The organism is Ruegeria halocynthiae (genome assembly GCF_000743705.1).
Classification (GTDB): Bacteria; Pseudomonadota; Alphaproteobacteria; order Rhodobacterales; family Rhodobacteraceae; genus Ruegeria; species Ruegeria halocynthiae_B.
Window position 1 is genome coordinate 801607 of record NZ_JQEZ01000003.1, and the last position, 14580, is coordinate 816186.

Here is a 14580-nt window from a genome sequence, read left to right on the forward strand (position 1 = left end):
GAAAGGGTGCGGCCGGAAGTTCACGCCGCCCGAAATTCCCGGTTCTGTGCGTCCCAGATCAGCCCGACGCGTTCGGCAATACCATCCATCTGCTTGTTCAGCGACCGGTCATTCAGGCTGCGGCTCAACGTGCGCAGCGGCACAAGGTTACGCTCTCCGTAACCGTCGATCAGAATGAACATCCGGGCCTGATTGCGCAGCCCGTAGACAATGTTGCTTTCGTGGATATCACGGGCAACAATCTGAAGACGAAACAGATTTTTGGCAAAACTGTTCAGAGCGGCCAGCAGGTCCGCGCCGAGGGGGCCTTGCTTGCACAGCGTCGACAGATGGTCGGCCAACCCCCCGTCGTCAGACGCGATGCGTTCCACCACGATACCGGGGCCGATATCGGTCTGGACGATACCAAAACACCGCGCCAAAGGCATCCGCGCGATTTCTGTGCCGCTTTTCAACGCGGCCTTCATCTCACACTCGATTTCCTTGATCGCGTTTCGATACACGGAATCAGGCAGAAGCCGCCGGATCAGCCGTTTGGTATAGGACCGATTGGGGCGTTTGCGCGGGCGTGTGACCTTGATCAGCAGGTGTGACTGGCCCGGGCAGGCATACACATCCCGGTGTCCGCCACTGGCAACCGGGTCCTGACCCGACAACTGCAAAAGCTGCGCTGCAAAAAGCATCTGGCCTCCGAATTGCCTGCACGGGCGCTGCTGTGGCGGGTCTTGCATCACAAGACCCGGCCCGGTTTCGTTATTTTTGCGCGTCGTGCCCTGACAGCACGTACTTGCAGTCGCAATAAGGGCATTCGACCCAGCCCGTATCTTCGGATATCTGCAACCACACACGCGGATGGCCCAACGCACCTTCACCACCGTCACAGGCAACACGGGCATTCTCGACGATCTTGGTTTCTGGCGCTTCAAGAGTCACGGCTGGCGATCCTTCCATGGTTGTCGGCCTCGCGGGCATGTATTAGGTGCGTTTATGAGCGATGAGCAAACCGGGGGCAAGAGCCACATGACCGATGCGGCAATCAGAATCAACGGGCTGCGCAAGACCTATCGCGGCAGCAAGGGCCAACCCGAAAAGCACGCATTGAATGGCATTGACCTGACCGTGCCGCGCGGGTCGGTCTTTGGGTTGCTGGGGCCGAATGGCGCCGGCAAATCGACGTTGATCAACATTCTGGCCGGGCTGGTGGTGAAATCTGCCGGCGATGTGTCGATCTGGGGATTTGATCAGGATCAGAACCCGCGTCAGTCGCGGGCCGCCATCGGGGTGATGCCGCAAGAGCTGAACCTTGATCCGTTTTTTAGCCCACGCGGCGCGCTTGAAGTGCAGGCCGGTTTGTACGGCGTACCCAAAGCACAGCGCCGCAGTGATGAAATCCTTGATCTTGTTGGTCTCGGCGACAAGGCCGAAGCCTATGCCCGCACCCTGTCTGGCGGAATGCGGCGGCGGTTGCTGCTGGCCAAGGCGCTGGTGCATCATCCCAAGATTTTGGTGCTGGACGAACCCACCGCAGGTGTCGATATCGAGCTGCGCCAGATGCTGTGGACCAATGTGCGCAAACTGAACGAGCAGGGCATGACCATCATCCTGACCACGCATTACCTGGAAGAAGCGCAGGAAATGTGTGACGAAATCGCGATCATCAACCACGGCGAAAAGATCGCGCAGGACAGCACTGCCAATCTGCTGGGCCGTATGGACAGCCGGACCATGGTGATTGTCCCCGACAGCCCGGTAGTGAATTTGCCCGCGGCCCACGGTGTCGAGGCCGCGCTGCGCGACGATGGCACGCTGGTTCTGAGCTATCGCAGCAATCAGACCAACGCCGAACAGGTTCTGGAATCGGTCCGCCACGCGGGCATCCGCATCCGCGACGTGCGCACCGAAGAGGCGGACCTTGAGGATGTGTTTCTTGCGCTGACCTCAACCCGCGCAGATGACACCCCGGTCGACGATCACGATCAACCGCGCCGGGGGCTTCACCGGGTCAAGCTTTAGCCCCGGGATTGAAACAGCCGGGCTTCACTATGCTATCCGCAGGTCAGACGTTGAATGACCCCCGAACCATCCACAAACACGTTCAGCCGGTCGATGCGGTAATCCTGTGTTGCAATGCCATCGGGGCCCAGAACCCGCGCCCGTTCCGGCAGGTCAGCCTGAATGGTTGATACCTGCTGGCCGATGGAATCCGCAAAGGCATCACCCTGGCAAAAGGCCAGATCGACCGGCGTGGCCTCGGGCGGGATCGGGGCATCTTCGGGCGCGGGCGCTGTTTCGGCGCAAGCTGCCAGTAGGACCAGCGCGGGGATAAATCGGTGCATTGGCGTTTCTCCTTCTGACAATGTCGTTACTGCAATATCAAACAATTAGCCAACCTGTCACCAAAGCGCAGTTGAAAACACCCTGCAATTGACGCAGGGTCGGGGCAAAATTGACAGGGAGACAAGCACCATGCGTACCCGTGCCGCCGTCGCCGTTCAGGCGGGCAAACCATTGGAAGTGATGGAGGTGAACCTCGAAGGCCCCAAGGCGGGTGAGGTTCTGGTTGAAATCAAGGCCACCGGCATCTGCCACACCGATGAATTCACCCTGTCGGGTGCCGACCCCGAGGGCCTGTTTCCCGCGATTCTGGGCCATGAAGGTGCCGGTGTGGTGGTCGAGGTCGGCCCCGGTGTCACCAGCCTGAAACCCGGCGATCATGTGATCCCGCTCTACACCCCGGAATGTCGCGAGTGTGAATATTGTCTGCACCCCAAGACCAACCTGTGTCAGGCGATCCGGACAACTCAGGGTCAGGGCCTGATGCCCGATGGCACCTCGCGCTTTTCGACGTTGGATGGCGATCCGATCCTGCACTACATGGGCTGCTCGACCTTTTCCAACCACACCGTTCTGCCGGAAATTGCGCTGGCCAAGGTGCGCCCGGACGCGCCTTTCGACAAGATTTGCTACATCGGTTGCGGCGTGACCACCGGCATTGGCGCGGTGATCAACACCGCAAAGGTCGAGATTGGCAGCCGCGCCATTGTGTTTGGTCTGGGCGGCATTGGCCTGAACGTCATTCAGGGCCTGCGCCTGGCCGGGGCCGATCAGATCGTCGGCGTCGACCTGAACCCGTCAAAGGTGGAAATGGCCACAAAGTTTGGCATGACCGATTTCGTCAACCCGGCAGAGGTCGAAGGCGATCTGGTGCCCTATCTGGTCAACCTTACAAAAGGCGGCGCGGATTACACCTTTGATGCCACCGGCAATGTTGGCGTGATGCGCGCGGCATTGGAATCGGCGCATAAAGGCTGGGGTGAGAGCATCATCATCGGCGTGGCACCTGCGGGGGCCGAAATCTCGACCCGTCCGTTCCAGCTTGTCACCGGGCGGTCGTGGCGCGGCACCGCCTTTGGCGGCGCACGAGGCCGGACCGACGTGCCCAAGATCGTCGATTGGTACATGGACGGCAAGATCGAGATCGATCCGATGATCACCCACACCATGGGTCTGGACGACATCAACCACGGTTTCGACCTGATGCATAAGGGCGAAAGCATCCGCTCGGTGGTGGTCTACTAAGGCTCTAATCCGTAGGGTTTCATCAACGGCGCGCTGTCTGGCGCGCCGTTTTTTATTACTCCCCCGGTCGTGTTGCCCCGGTATCCGCGCGTGGCGACCGAACGCGCAGCACTGGCGTATTGGCCGATGCGTTTGACCGGCTTTCACGCCAAACAACAAAAACACCCGATGCGATGATAATGCTGGCCCCGAAAGCGACCCAGCCGTCAGGCTTTTCGCCAAAAAAGGCCATCCCGAACAGCGTGGCCCAGATGATCTGACTGTATTGGCTGGGGGCCACAACTCCGGCGGGCGCGGCGCGATAGGCCAGAATGATCAGATGTTGCGCAATCACCGAAAACACCCCGACCAGGGCCATCATCGCCAGATGTAGTAGGGATGGTGGCTGATATACGGCGGGTTGGGCGATGCTCATGACCGCAATGGCCAGCAGCATCGGGTAGAGGATTAGTACGGCCGAGCGTTCCTCATTTCCGATCTTTCGCACCAGAACGGATGCAAAGGCGCTGCAAAACGCGGCGGTCAGGGCAGCCAGATGGCCCAGCGTGATGTCCGTTGATCCGGGTCGCAAGACGATCAGCACGCCGATCAGACCCACAGCAACAGCCGCCCAGCGCTGGGCGCGGACGACCTCACCCAGAATCGGGATCGACAGGACCGTGACGATCAGCGGAAATGAGAACAGCAGCGAATAGACCTCGGCCAATGGCAGGACCGAAAAGGCATAGAATGCGCACACCATCGAGGTGACCATCAAAGCAGACCGCAGCAGAACCAGCCACGGGTGATGCGGCAGAAAGTTCCCGGTTGTCCGGTCGGTCAGGATCGTCACCGCCATCGGGACAAAGGAAAACAATGTGGCGAAAAAGATGATCTGCATGACCGAGTAGGTCCCGCCCAGCACCTTGATCAGCGCGTCATGGCTGGCAAAGACCGCAAAGCCCAGAAATGCATATCCAAGTCCCCGCAGGGTGGTGTTTTGAGCGCTCATCTGTCGGGCCTCGGGTCATGAATCGGTATGCTGGCAATCTGCCTTGACGGCGCTGAGGTTACCCCCGCTGTCTTTATGGCTGCTTAACCGCATTTTGCTAAGGCGGGTAGCCTTTATTTTACCGCTAACATGTCATATCCGGGATCACCGCAGGATCGGCGGCGCATCCCTTGGTTGGCGCGCAGATTGCACACCGGCCCTCATCCCCACACCGATGCGGCGGGCCAGCGCCACCCACGGCGTGGCAGTTTCCGGCGGCAGCGTCTGGGTGGCGACCTCTTCGAACAAGTCCAGCCAATGGTTGAACATCTCAGGTTTTACATCGGGCCGTTCGATATGGACCCGCTGCGGATTGCCGTCATAGCTGCGCTCGAACAGGATGGCGTTGCGCCAGAAGGCGGCGATCTTTTCCTCATGTACGGGCCAGTCGGTGACGTGGCTGTTGAAGACGGGGCCCAGCACCGCATCCTGCCGGACGCGGGCATAGAATGCACGGACCTGCACGTTAATTTGTTCGGGCGTCGCGGGAAAGCGCGGGGGCAGGGTTGGTCTGGACATCAAGGCCTCGGGTTTTGGCACTGTACAAGGCCAATAGCCGGTTTTTGTGTCACGCTACAGGGGTGGTTTTGTCGCGCGGGTCTGGCGTCAGAAGGTGCCGCAGCAAGGCCACCGGATGCGCCTTGAGGCTGAGGCGGGTGGCGACGTAATCCTCGACTACCTGCTCACCCAGCGTCATCTGCGGCAGGTAGGCTTCGGGCTCGTCCAGCGCCTCGCCCTCCAGGTCCTGCGAGAACAGCGGTAGGGGCTTGGCGGTCGCAATCGCCTTGGCCTGCCACAACGCCTCGCGCCGGGTCAGATCGCAGGCGGCGAAGGCATCGGCCTCGGCCAGCCGTTCGATCACCGAGGGGCCAAGCCCCGCGCGGCGCCAGACATCGTCGACCTGATGGTAGCCGTTGCCGCGCGCGGCAGTCAGCCAGCTGGCATCCTCTTCGCTGAGACCCTTGATCTGGCGGAACCCCAGCCGCAGGGCCAGCCCGCCATGGCCGTCAGGCTCCATCACATTGTCCCAGAAGCTGGCATTGATGCAGACCGGGCGCACCTGAACCCCGTGTTCGCGCGCATCGCGCACGATCTGCGCCGGGGCGTAGAACCCCATCGGCTGCGAATTCAGCAGCGCACAGGCGAAGATGCCCGGATGATGACATTTGATCCAGGCCGAAGCATAGACCAACAGCGCAAAGCTGGCCGCGTGGCTTTCGGGGAAGCCGTAGGAGCCGAAGCCTTCGATCTGCGAAAAACACCGCTCGGCGAAATCCCGATCATAATTGTTTTGCTCCATCCCGCGCAGGAACAACGCGCGGAATTCGCTGACGGACCCATGTTTCTTGAAGGTCGCCAGCGAGCGGCGCAGCCTGTCGGCCTGTTCCGGGGTGAACCCCGCACCAACAATGGCAATCTGCATCGCCTGTTCCTGAAACAGCGGCACGCCCAGGGTTTTGCCCAGCACCTCGCCGAGTTCATCCGACGGGAAAACGACGGGCTCTTCGCCATTCCGACGCCGGATATAGGGATGCACCATGTCACCCTGAATGGGACCGGGGCGAATGATGGCAACCTCGATCACCAGATCGTAGAACTTGCGCGGCTTCATCCGGGGAAGGAAGTTCATCTGCGCCCGGCTTTCCACCTGAAACACGCCGATGCTGTCGGCCTTGCACAGCATGTCATAGACCACCGGGTCCTCGGGCGGCAGGGTGGCCAGCGTGTATTGGGTCTGATGGTGTTGTCCGATCAGATCAAACGCTTTGCGGATGCAGGTCAGCATGCCAAGGCTCAGCACATCGACCTTGAGGATGCCCAGCGTGTCGATATCATCCTTGTCCCAGCAGATGACCGTACGGCCTTCCATCGTGGCGTTTTCGATGGGGACGAGTTCGTCCAGCCGCCCTTCGGTGATGATAAAGCCGCCGACGTGCTGAGACAGGTGGCGAGGAAAGCCGTTGATCTCATAGACCAACATTAGAGTCTGTTTCAAACGTCTATCTTCGGGGTCAAGGCCGATTTCACGCATCCGTTCGGCCTCAAGCCCGGCGGCCGAGAAGAACCCCCAAAGCTGCGAGGACAGCGCCGAGATGGTGTCTTCGGTCAGCCCCATGGCGCGACCGACCTCGCGAATGGCGCGCTTGCCGCGATAGTGGATGACGGTGGCACACAGCCCCGCGCGGTGGCGTTCGTAGCGGTCGTAAATGTGCTGGATGACCTCTTCGCGGCGTTCATGTTCGAAATCCACGTCGATATCGGGCGGCTCGTCGCGCGCCTCGGACACGAAGCGTTCAAAAACCATGGTGCCCATTTCGGGGCTGACCTCGGTGATGCCGAGGCAGAAGCAGACTACCGAATTGGCCGCCGATCCGCGTCCCTGGCAGAGGATGTCACGCGAGCGCGCGAAATGGACGATATCGCGGACGGTCAGGAAATAGGGCTCATACTTCAGCTTGCCGATCAGGGTGAGTTCATGCGCCAGCATCTTTTTGACTTTGTCCGACGCCCCCGCCGGATAGCGCCATTGCAACCCTTCCTGCGCCAGACGGTGCAGGCGCTGGATCGGGGTTTCCTGTTCGCTGCCTTCGCTGGGGTATTCATAGCGCAGCTCATCCAGCGAGAAGGTGAGCTGTTCACTAAGCGTATGAGCGCGGGCAACCGCGCCCTCATAGCCCTTGAAGATACGCAGCATTTCGGGTTCGGATCGCAGACGTTGTTCGCCATTGGCCAGCGCGTCACGCCCCAGCTCATCCACCTTGCGGCGCAGGCGGATGGCGGTCAGCACATCCCCCAGCTTGCGACGGGTGCCGTGATGCATCAACGGCGTGGCACTGGCGAGTGTGGGGAGACCCAATAGCTTTGATTTAGTCTCTAATGCAGAGAAATACGCACTATCTGCGCCGTCATACCGGGGGTGCATCAGCAGATGCATCCGTCCGTCAAAGCGGCGCGTCAGCTGTTGCGCCTGTGTCCGCCATCCGTCCGCGCCGCCAGTGGACGGGGTCGTCTGTGGCCAGAGCAGCAGGTGGAGATCGTCGGAAAATTCCAGCAGGTCGGACAGGTGCAGGATGCAATCGCCCTTCTCGGCGCGCAGGCGGCCCTTGGACAGGATGCGGCACAGGTTAGCCCAGCCCTGCCGGTTCAGCGGCAGGGCCGTCACGGTGGGCGCGTCGGTAAAAATCAACCGCGCCGCAGGGATCAAGCGCGGCACCGCATGGATGGGGTAAGAGGGCGGTTTCGGGATGTGATCGGGGCAAGGCGGACCTACGGAGGTGTTCTGCGCCTCCCACTCCAGCCGTTCGCGGACTTTGCGGGCGATCTCACGCGCCTGGGTGTGGGCGCGGACGATTCCGGCGACCGAGTTGTCATCGGCAATCGCGATGGCTGGCAGGCCCAGGGTGACGGCACGCTCCATATACTCCTCGGGGTGGGAGGCCCCGGTGAGGAAGGTGAAATTCGACGTGATCGACAATTCGGCATACATGGCGATTCTGCATTATATTCACGTTTTGTTCTAATGTATCTATCGAAATTTCATACAGCGTGGATCGGGGCCTGTCGCATTCCTGCGGGTCAAAAGCTGTTATGCCAGAAAACGCGTCACATCACGGCAAGCGTGGACTCGGCAGGTGATTCCAAGATAAGAACAAAATAAGAACATGTGATGTCTGTCCGATGCCCAAACGCCGAATACTTTCCCTGTGGTTTCCCCGTCTGGGGGCTGAACGGCTGATCCGGGCCGCGCGGGGCCTGCATGCCGGGCCTTTGGCAGTGGTGACGGAACAGTCGAACATGCAGGTCGTCACCTCGCTGAATGCCGACGCTCAGGCCGCCGGGCTGCGTATCGGGCAGCCGGTGCGCGACGCCCATGCCATGTGTGCCAGCCTGATCACCCGCCCGCGCAACACCCCGGCCGAGGCCGCGTTCCTGACCGCGCTGCGCCGCTGGGCGGGCAAGTTCAGCCCATGGGTGGCCGAAGGGACACCGGATGGGCTGGTCATCGACCTGTCGGGCTGCACCCATCTGTTCGGCGGCGAAGAGGCGTTGCTGCGCGTTATTGAAGCTGACTGCGCCGATATGGGGCTAAGCGTGCAGATGGGCATCGCCGACACGCTGGGCGCGGCCTGGGCGCTGGCGCGCTATGCCGGGCAAGAGGCCACATCCGACCGCAACGGCGACGCCATCAGTCAAGAAGCCCGCGCCACCCGCGCCCGCGCCACCAAGCGGCGGCATTGGACCAAGGGCGGGGCCGCGCCGCAGGTGATGGCCTTGGGCGGTGGCGCACGGATTGCGGCGCCCGGGCAGGTTTATGGCGCACTCAGCCCCCTGCCCATCGCGGCGCTGCGGCTGGAAGATCAGATCGTGGCGCAGTTGAACCGTCTGGGCCTGCGCCGGATCGGCGATCTGCTGGGCCAGCCCCGCGCCTCACTGGCGCGGCGGTTCGGGCGCGGGCTGGTGCTGCGGCTGGATCAGGCCATGGGCAGCGCGCCCGAGCCGGTTTCCCCTGCCCGCCCACCGCATCACTTTGCGGTGCGGATGACCCTGCCCAACCCGATCGGGCTGATTGAGGACGTGATGGCCGCCATCGACCGGGTGCTGCCCACGCTCTGCGCCAAGCTTGAGGAGAAAGGCCGCGGCGTTCGCACCCTGCGGCTGGAGGCGCATCGCGCCGATCAGGCGGCTGAGATCATCGAGGTCGGTCTGGCCCGCCCAACCTATGACAAACATCGCATTCGCCCCTTGTTAGAGATGAAGATCGACAAGATTGACGCAGGCTATGGCATCGACATGCTACGGCTTGAGGCGGTGCAGTCCGAGCCCATCCACGCCCGCACCATGGCCGGTCACGCCGAGGCGCAGCGTGCCGTTCGCAACCGGCTAGAGGGTAATACCGCAGTCGATGACCTGATCGGCAAACTGGGCGCTCGGGTCGGGCTGGAGGCGATCACCCGGCGTCACCCGGCGGCCTCGCATATCCCCGAAAAGACCGCGCAGGTTCTGGCGGCGGCGTGGTCGGAACCCGCCCGCGACTGGCCCGCCGCGCCGCGCGCCCGTCCCTTGCAGATGTGGCAACCCGAGCCGGTGATGGCTCCGGAAACCCCGGATATGCCCGCTGCGTTTCGCTGGCGTGGGCGCGACTGGCAGTTGGCGCAGGCCACCGGCCCGGAACGGATCGCACCGGAATGGTGGCTGGATGATCCCAACTGGCGCAGCGGCGTGCGCGATTATTGGGTGGTGGTGACGGAACAGGGGGAACGGCTGTGGCTGTTCTACGGCCATGGCGGCAGCCTGTCGGCGGGCTGGTTCTGTCAGGGGCAGTTTGGGTGAATTTCACCCAATTAGGCTCTATCTTCCGCGATACACCAACAGATCCGGCAGATAATCGATCAGACGAACCACCCAGGAAAACGGTGCCGGGAAATCGGTGCGGAAACGGCGGCGCGACATTGCCTTGACCACGCGCTCTGCCGCGTCCTCGGGCGTCATCAGCATTGGCATCCGGAACTTGTTCTTCTCGGTCAGGCGGGTCTTGATGAAACCGGGGTTGACGATCCGTACGGTCACGCCGGTTCCGGCCAGATCATGCCGCATCGTCTCGGCCAGAGAAATCAGCGCCGCCTTGCTGGAGCCATATCCGATCGCCGCAGGCAAGCCATGGTAGCCCGCCAGAGACCCGATCAGGGTGATGTCGCCGCGCCCAACCTGCACAAACCCGGGCACTGTTTCGCCCAGCACGCGCACAGCGCCGGAATAGTTCACATCACTTATAGCCAGCGCGGATTCGGTCTTCCACTCGGTCGAACGCAAGGGGTCATACGCCCCGGCGTTATAGACCAGCCCGTCCACCTGTCCGATCCGCGCGGCAGCATCACGAACCGAGTCCAAATTGGTCACATCACAGGGCACGGAGCGCGCATTGGGCAGAGCAGCACAGATATCGCCCAGTCGGTCGGCATTGCGCGCGGACAGGATCAGATGCGCGCCATGACGGCTCAGCGCCCGGGCCAGCGCGCGGCCCAGCCCCTCGCTTGCGCCGACAATCCAATAGGTCTTTCCGTCAAAGCTGCTCATACCACGGCCACTTCTGTTGCGTATCAGGTATTACGGATAGGGGACGCGGCCGGATCATGCACCCAGGCATCACGACCCCGTGCATTTGCGAAAAACATCTGATCCGATTGATCCACCCCCGCATCTTCTGCGTATCCTATTGTAAAATGTCGCACAAAGAGGATGGCATGTTCGACGAAACCCGGGGCGTACGCAAGAAAATCGCAGTAGTAGGTGCAGGTATCTCAGGACTGTCCGCCGCTTACTATCTTTCAGAAAACCACGATGTCACCCTGTTCGAGGCCGAACCCCGGCTGGGCGGGCACGCCCGCACGGTCATGGCAGGCAGGAATGGCGATCAGCCCGTCGATACCGGGTTCATCGTGTTCAACTATGCCACCTACCCATACCTGACGAAGCTGTTCGATGAGCTGAACGTGCCGGTGATCGAAAGCGAAATGAGCTTTGGCGCCACCATCGACAATGGCCGTATCGAATATGGGCTGAACAACCTGCGCACGTTGACCGCACAGAAACGCAACCTCGCCCGCCCGGCCTATTACAAGATGATCGCCGACATCCTGCGGTTTGGAAAAGAGGCCCCCGACGCCGCGCAGGATGATGACATCACAATCGGAGAGCTGGTCGATCAACTGCGTCTGGGCCAGTGGTTCCGCCACAATTACCTGATGCCGATGTGCGGCGCGATCTGGTCTACCCCGGTCGAGTTTGTGGATCAATTTCCGGCCCGCTCACTGGTGCAGTTCTTCCGCAACCACGCCCTGCTGGCCAGCGGCCGTGCCAAACAGCATCAATGGTACACGGTCAAAGGCGGCAGCATCGAATATGTTCGCCGGATCGACGCCGCCCTGCGTGCGCGTGGATGCGAAATCCGTCTGGCCGCGCCGGTCGATCATGTACAGCGCGACGATACGGGTGTCACGGTGCACAGTCAGGGGCAGGCCGACCTGTTTGATGAGATCATTATGGCCACCCATTCCGATCAATCCCTTGCCATTCTGGGTGAGGCCGCCACATCTGAAGAAAAAGCCGCATTAGAGTCTATTCGCTATCAGCCCAACACTGCTATTTTGCATTGTGACCCCCGTCAGATGCCGCAGCGGCGCGCGTGCTGGTCCAGCTGGACCTATCGTTCGCAGGCTGGGAACGTTGGTGTCACCTATTGGATGAACCGCCTGCAAAACATTGCGGACAGCGATCCGCTGTTTGTGACGCTGAATGCATCGTCGGATATTTCCGCGGACAAGATTTACGATCAGGTCGAATTTGCCCACCCGGTGTTCGACAAGGCCGCCCTGAAGGCGCAGGGACAAATTCGCGCGATGCAGGGGCAGAACCGAACCTGGTTTGCCGGAGCTTACAACCGGCATGGTTTTCACGAAGACGGGATTGCCAGCGCGATGCATGTTGTCCAGCGCATAAACAGCAGCCCGCACACAATCGGAGCTGACAATGGCATGTCCGCAGACGACCCGACCCTCCCTGCTCCGGCAGATATTTGACATCTGCGGCGCAGCGTTGGTTTCCTTTGCTTTACTGGCTCCGACCGGGTTGGCGGCGTCGCCTGTCACTCAAACGCTGCCCGACGCGCAGCCAAGGGGCAGCGCGACATTTCGATTTCTGGGCGTGCCGGTCTATGATGCCCGACTTTACACCCCAAAAGGTGCCGCGTTCAGCTGGGATGAGGATTTTGGCCTGCAACTGACCTATCGCAAAACGCTCAGGCAAAAAGCGCTGGTGGAATCGACGCTGGATGAGATGGCCCGGCAGGGCAGCCCGGCCCCGACGCAAACCCAGTTGAAGCAATGCTTTCAGGCCGTTGGCAAGGGCGACATCTATGTTGCGATTTCCCGGGGGCCAAACAGGGTTGGCTTTTGGCGCAACGGGCAAAAAACTTGCACCCTGTCCTACCCCGGGGCCAAACGTGCCTTCATGTCCATCTTTCTGGGCGCTGACGCCAGATCAGCCAGCTTCGCCCGACAGTTGAAAGGCCGATGATGCTGTATCCGCGTGTCAGTCTTTATGCGCTGATGTTGGCTGCGGCGGGTATCCCGCTGTATATCCATCTGCCGCGTTTTGCTGCCGTCAATCTGGGTATGGGGCTGGCGCTGATCGGAACCATTCTGCTGATGATCCGGCTGGTCGATCTGATACAAGATCCGCTGATCGGCTGGGCCATCGACCGCTGGCCGCAGGCGCAATCCTTGTTTGCCGCAACCGCAGCGATTGGGTTGGCGGTTGGGTTTCCCCTGTTGTTTGACCTGCCACAGGGCGTCAGTATCCCTGTATTAGTCTCTGTTTTGGTGCTCTTGTTTTCCGCGTACAGCCTTGGAACCATCCTGCTGTACGGTCGCAGCGCGACATTGGCGAAACACCCTGATCCGTCCGAACTGATGACACTGGCCGCCTGGCGCGAGGGCGGTCAACTGACCGGCGTGGTTCTTGCCGCCAGCGCCCCGGCGATGTTCGTAGCTTTTGGAACAGGCGCCCAAGGTTATCCCGCCTTTGGCATGTTCCTGGGGGGTCTGGCCGTTGTCACGCTGATCGTGACCTTGCCGATCTGGCGACGCACCCCGATCACCGGAAACAGCCTGTCCCTTGCCGGTTTGGGTCAGGCCGGTGCATTGCGCCTGTTGGTGCTGGCTTTGGTCAACAGCCTGCCGGTGGCGATCACGTCGACCCTGTTTTTGTTTTTTGTCGAGGACCGCCTGCAACTGCCCGGTAAAGCCGGGCCGCTGCTGATCCTTTTCTTTCTCAGCGCCGGGGCCAGCGTGCCGCTTTGGGCCAGGCTCAGCAATCGAATTGGCGCGAAACAGACTCTGATAATCGCTATGCCGCTGTCGATCGCGGGCTTTATCGGGGCCGCCATGTTGTCGGCCGGCAACCTGTCCGGCTTTGCCATGATCTGCCTGGCATCCGGCGCAGCACTGGGCGCGGATATGGTGGTGTTACCCGCCATGTTCTCGGTCGTGTTGACGCGCGCGGGGCTGAATGCCTCATCCGCGTTCGGCATCTGGTCATTTGCGGGCAAGCTGGGCCTTGCGCTGGCCGCCTTTCTCACACTGCCACTGCTGGAACGCAGCGGCTTCACCCCAGGACATGCCAATTCGGCGCAGGCGTTACAGACGCTCAACCTCGCTTATGCCGTGCTGCCCTGCATCCTGAAACTCGGCGCGTTTGGATTGGTTCTGACGCTGCCTACTGAGGTCTCAGCCAAATGAAACTGATCCTTGTACTGCTTGTCGTCATCCTTGCCCTGTTTGCGGCCAAAGGCTGGTTCCTGGGCTTTCGGTCACAATCGCCGTCAGATTACGCCGGAACCGGACCGACCTTTAAAATGAAGGAAAACCTGAGTGGAGAAATCCTGTCCGAAGGGCTGATCTATGGGCCCACTGGCAAGATGACGAACAGCTTTGTTGCCCGCATGGTTGGGGAATGGGATGGAAACCGCGGCACGCTGACCGAGACTTTCACCTACTCCAACGGCAAGCAGATCACCCGAAAATGGCACCTGACGCTGGGCACCGGCAATACTTTCATCGCCACGGCTGATGACATCGTAGGTCGGGGGAAAGGCACCGTTTCGGGATCGACCGTCAAACTGACCTATCGGATCATCCTGCCCGAGGATTCGGGTGGGCACACTCTGGATGTGACCGATTGGATGTATCTGACCGAGAACGGCGCCATCCTGAACCGCTCGGAAATGCGCAAGTTCGGGATCAAGGTCGCCGAATTGATTGCCACAATGCGCCCCGCGCCCCAGATCAAGGCCGCCCATGTCAGCGGCACCAATGGCTATGACACCGCGGCTGAGGCGAGACCCTGATCAATACCGGCGACAAACACCGGAGCAGCGCCGTGACTTTCAACTTTGACGATTGGACATAGCGGCC

14 protein-coding genes are annotated in these 14580 nt (G+C 61.0%); 7 read left to right on the forward strand and 7 right to left on the reverse strand.

All coding sequences use genetic code 11. The features are described 5' to 3' along the window. Positions 1-20 precede the first annotated feature (20 nt). Together JT51_RS14545 and JT51_RS14550 are read right to left on the reverse strand one after the other, a co-directional pair. Positions 21-683, reverse strand: coding sequence for a YrbL family protein (locus JT51_RS14545; RefSeq protein WP_037313861.1), 663 nt, complete (start codon positions 681-683; stop codon positions 21-23). Positions 684-753: 70 nt separating this feature from the next. Continuing rightward, entirely contained in the window at positions 754-933 is a 180-nt protein-coding gene (locus JT51_RS14550) for a zinc-finger domain-containing protein (RefSeq protein ID WP_037314364.1), read from the reverse strand. A gap of 87 nt (positions 934-1020) precedes the next feature. Here JT51_RS14550 and JT51_RS14555 point away from each other — a divergent pair, with 87 nt between their 5' ends. Further along, the gene (locus JT51_RS14555; protein ID WP_037314367.1) at positions 1021-2013 is read left to right on the forward strand and encodes an ABC transporter ATP-binding protein; all 993 of its coding nucleotides are present in this window, start codon (positions 1021-1023) and stop codon (positions 2011-2013) included. A gap of 32 nt (positions 2014-2045) precedes the next feature. Here JT51_RS14555 and JT51_RS14560 read toward each other — a convergent pair whose 3' ends face one another. Next, positions 2046-2336 (reverse strand): I78 family peptidase inhibitor, encoded by a 291-nt coding sequence (locus JT51_RS14560; protein ID WP_037313863.1) that lies wholly within the window; start codon positions 2334-2336, stop codon positions 2046-2048. Positions 2337-2466: 130 nt separating this feature from the next. Between JT51_RS14560 and JT51_RS14565 the strand changes: the two genes are divergently transcribed. Next, the gene (locus JT51_RS14565; protein WP_037313865.1) at positions 2467-3579 is read left to right on the forward strand and encodes an S-(hydroxymethyl)glutathione dehydrogenase/class III alcohol dehydrogenase; all 1113 of its coding nucleotides are present in this window, start codon (positions 2467-2469) and stop codon (positions 3577-3579) included. A 55-nt stretch (positions 3580-3634) separates the two neighbouring features. Here the strand turns inward: JT51_RS14565 and JT51_RS14570 are convergent, their stop codons facing one another. The 3 genes from JT51_RS14570 to JT51_RS14580 form a co-directional block, all read right to left on the reverse strand. Beyond that, positions 3635-4570 carry a DMT family transporter gene (locus tag JT51_RS14570; RefSeq protein ID WP_037313868.1) on the reverse strand — a complete coding sequence of 312 codons (936 nt, stop codon included), beginning with the start codon at positions 4568-4570 and terminating at the stop codon, positions 3635-3637. 144 nt (positions 4571-4714) lie between these two features. After that, complete coding sequence (locus JT51_RS14575) at positions 4715-5128, reverse strand: group III truncated hemoglobin (protein ID WP_037313870.1); 414 nt, start codon at positions 5126-5128, stop codon at positions 4715-4717. Between the two features lie 49 nt (positions 5129-5177). Then, on the reverse strand, positions 5178-8096 hold the full coding sequence (locus JT51_RS14580) for an error-prone DNA polymerase (protein ID WP_037313872.1): 2919 nt from the start codon (positions 8094-8096) through the stop codon (positions 5178-5180). Positions 8097-8287: 191 nt separating this feature from the next. Here JT51_RS14580 and JT51_RS14585 point away from each other — a divergent pair, with 191 nt between their 5' ends. After that, a complete protein-coding gene (locus tag JT51_RS14585; RefSeq protein ID WP_037313873.1) occupies positions 8288-9940 on the forward strand; it encodes a DUF6504 family protein in 1653 nt (550 codons plus the stop codon). 18 nt (positions 9941-9958) lie between these two features. On the opposite strand, the gene JT51_RS14590 is transcribed toward JT51_RS14585, so the two are convergent. Further along, positions 9959-10684 carry an SDR family NAD(P)-dependent oxidoreductase gene (locus tag JT51_RS14590; protein WP_037313875.1) on the reverse strand — a complete coding sequence of 242 codons (726 nt, stop codon included), beginning with the start codon at positions 10682-10684 and terminating at the stop codon, positions 9959-9961. Positions 10685-10851: 167 nt separating this feature from the next. Between JT51_RS14590 and JT51_RS14595 the strand changes: the two genes are divergently transcribed. From JT51_RS14595 to JT51_RS14610, 4 genes are read left to right on the forward strand one after another with little or no spacing between them, the layout of a single operon-like run. Then, the gene (locus JT51_RS14595) at positions 10852-12186 is read left to right on the forward strand and encodes an NAD(P)/FAD-dependent oxidoreductase (protein ID WP_037314369.1); all 1335 of its coding nucleotides are present in this window, start codon (positions 10852-10854) and stop codon (positions 12184-12186) included. Continuing rightward, the gene (locus tag JT51_RS14600; RefSeq protein ID WP_051927573.1) at positions 12137-12682 is read left to right on the forward strand and encodes a hypothetical protein; all 546 of its coding nucleotides are present in this window, start codon (positions 12137-12139) and stop codon (positions 12680-12682) included. The genes JT51_RS14595 and JT51_RS14600 overlap by 50 nt, the downstream gene beginning before the upstream one ends. Beyond that, entirely contained in the window at positions 12682-13905 is a 1224-nt protein-coding gene (locus JT51_RS14605; protein WP_037314377.1) for an MFS transporter, read from the forward strand. The genes JT51_RS14600 and JT51_RS14605 overlap by 1 nt, the downstream gene beginning before the upstream one ends. Continuing rightward, positions 13902-14513: a DUF3833 domain-containing protein gene (locus JT51_RS14610; protein ID WP_037313877.1), complete on the forward strand. Its 612-nt coding sequence runs from the start codon at positions 13902-13904 to the stop codon at positions 14511-14513. The genes JT51_RS14605 and JT51_RS14610 overlap by 4 nt, the downstream gene beginning before the upstream one ends. Positions 14514-14580: the final 67 nt, after the last annotated feature.

Excerpts from the sequence above, each read along its gene's own strand:
- JT51_RS14545 (WP_037313861.1), bottom strand. The coding sequence starts at position 683 with ATGCTTTTTGCAGCGCAGCTTTTGCAGTTGTCGGGTCAGGACCCGGTT.
- JT51_RS14555 (WP_037314367.1), top strand. The coding sequence starts at position 1,021 with ATGACCGATGCGGCAATCAGAATCAACGGGCTGCGCAAGACCTATCGC.
- JT51_RS14560 (WP_037313863.1), bottom strand. The coding sequence starts at position 2,336 with ATGCACCGATTTATCCCCGCGCTGGTCCTACTGGCAGCTTGCGCCGAA.
- JT51_RS14565 (WP_037313865.1), top strand. The coding sequence starts at position 2,467 with ATGCGTACCCGTGCCGCCGTCGCCGTTCAGGCGGGCAAACCATTGGAA.
- JT51_RS14570 (WP_037313868.1), bottom strand. The coding sequence starts at position 4,570 with ATGAGCGCTCAAAACACCACCCTGCGGGGACTTGGATATGCATTTCTG.
- JT51_RS14575 (WP_037313870.1), bottom strand. The coding sequence starts at position 5,128 with ATGTCCAGACCAACCCTGCCCCCGCGCTTTCCCGCGACGCCCGAACAA.
- JT51_RS14580 (WP_037313872.1), bottom strand. The coding sequence starts at position 8,096 with ATGTATGCCGAATTGTCGATCACGTCGAATTTCACCTTCCTCACCGGG.
- JT51_RS14585 (WP_037313873.1), top strand. The coding sequence starts at position 8,288 with ATGCCCAAACGCCGAATACTTTCCCTGTGGTTTCCCCGTCTGGGGGCT.
- JT51_RS14590 (WP_037313875.1), bottom strand. The coding sequence starts at position 10,684 with ATGAGCAGCTTTGACGGAAAGACCTATTGGATTGTCGGCGCAAGCGAG.
- JT51_RS14595 (WP_037314369.1), top strand. The coding sequence starts at position 10,852 with ATGTTCGACGAAACCCGGGGCGTACGCAAGAAAATCGCAGTAGTAGGT.
- JT51_RS14600 (WP_051927573.1), top strand. The coding sequence starts at position 12,137 with ATGGCATGTCCGCAGACGACCCGACCCTCCCTGCTCCGGCAGATATTT.
- JT51_RS14605 (WP_037314377.1), top strand. The coding sequence starts at position 12,682 with ATGCTGTATCCGCGTGTCAGTCTTTATGCGCTGATGTTGGCTGCGGCG.
- JT51_RS14610 (WP_037313877.1), top strand. The coding sequence starts at position 13,902 with ATGAAACTGATCCTTGTACTGCTTGTCGTCATCCTTGCCCTGTTTGCG.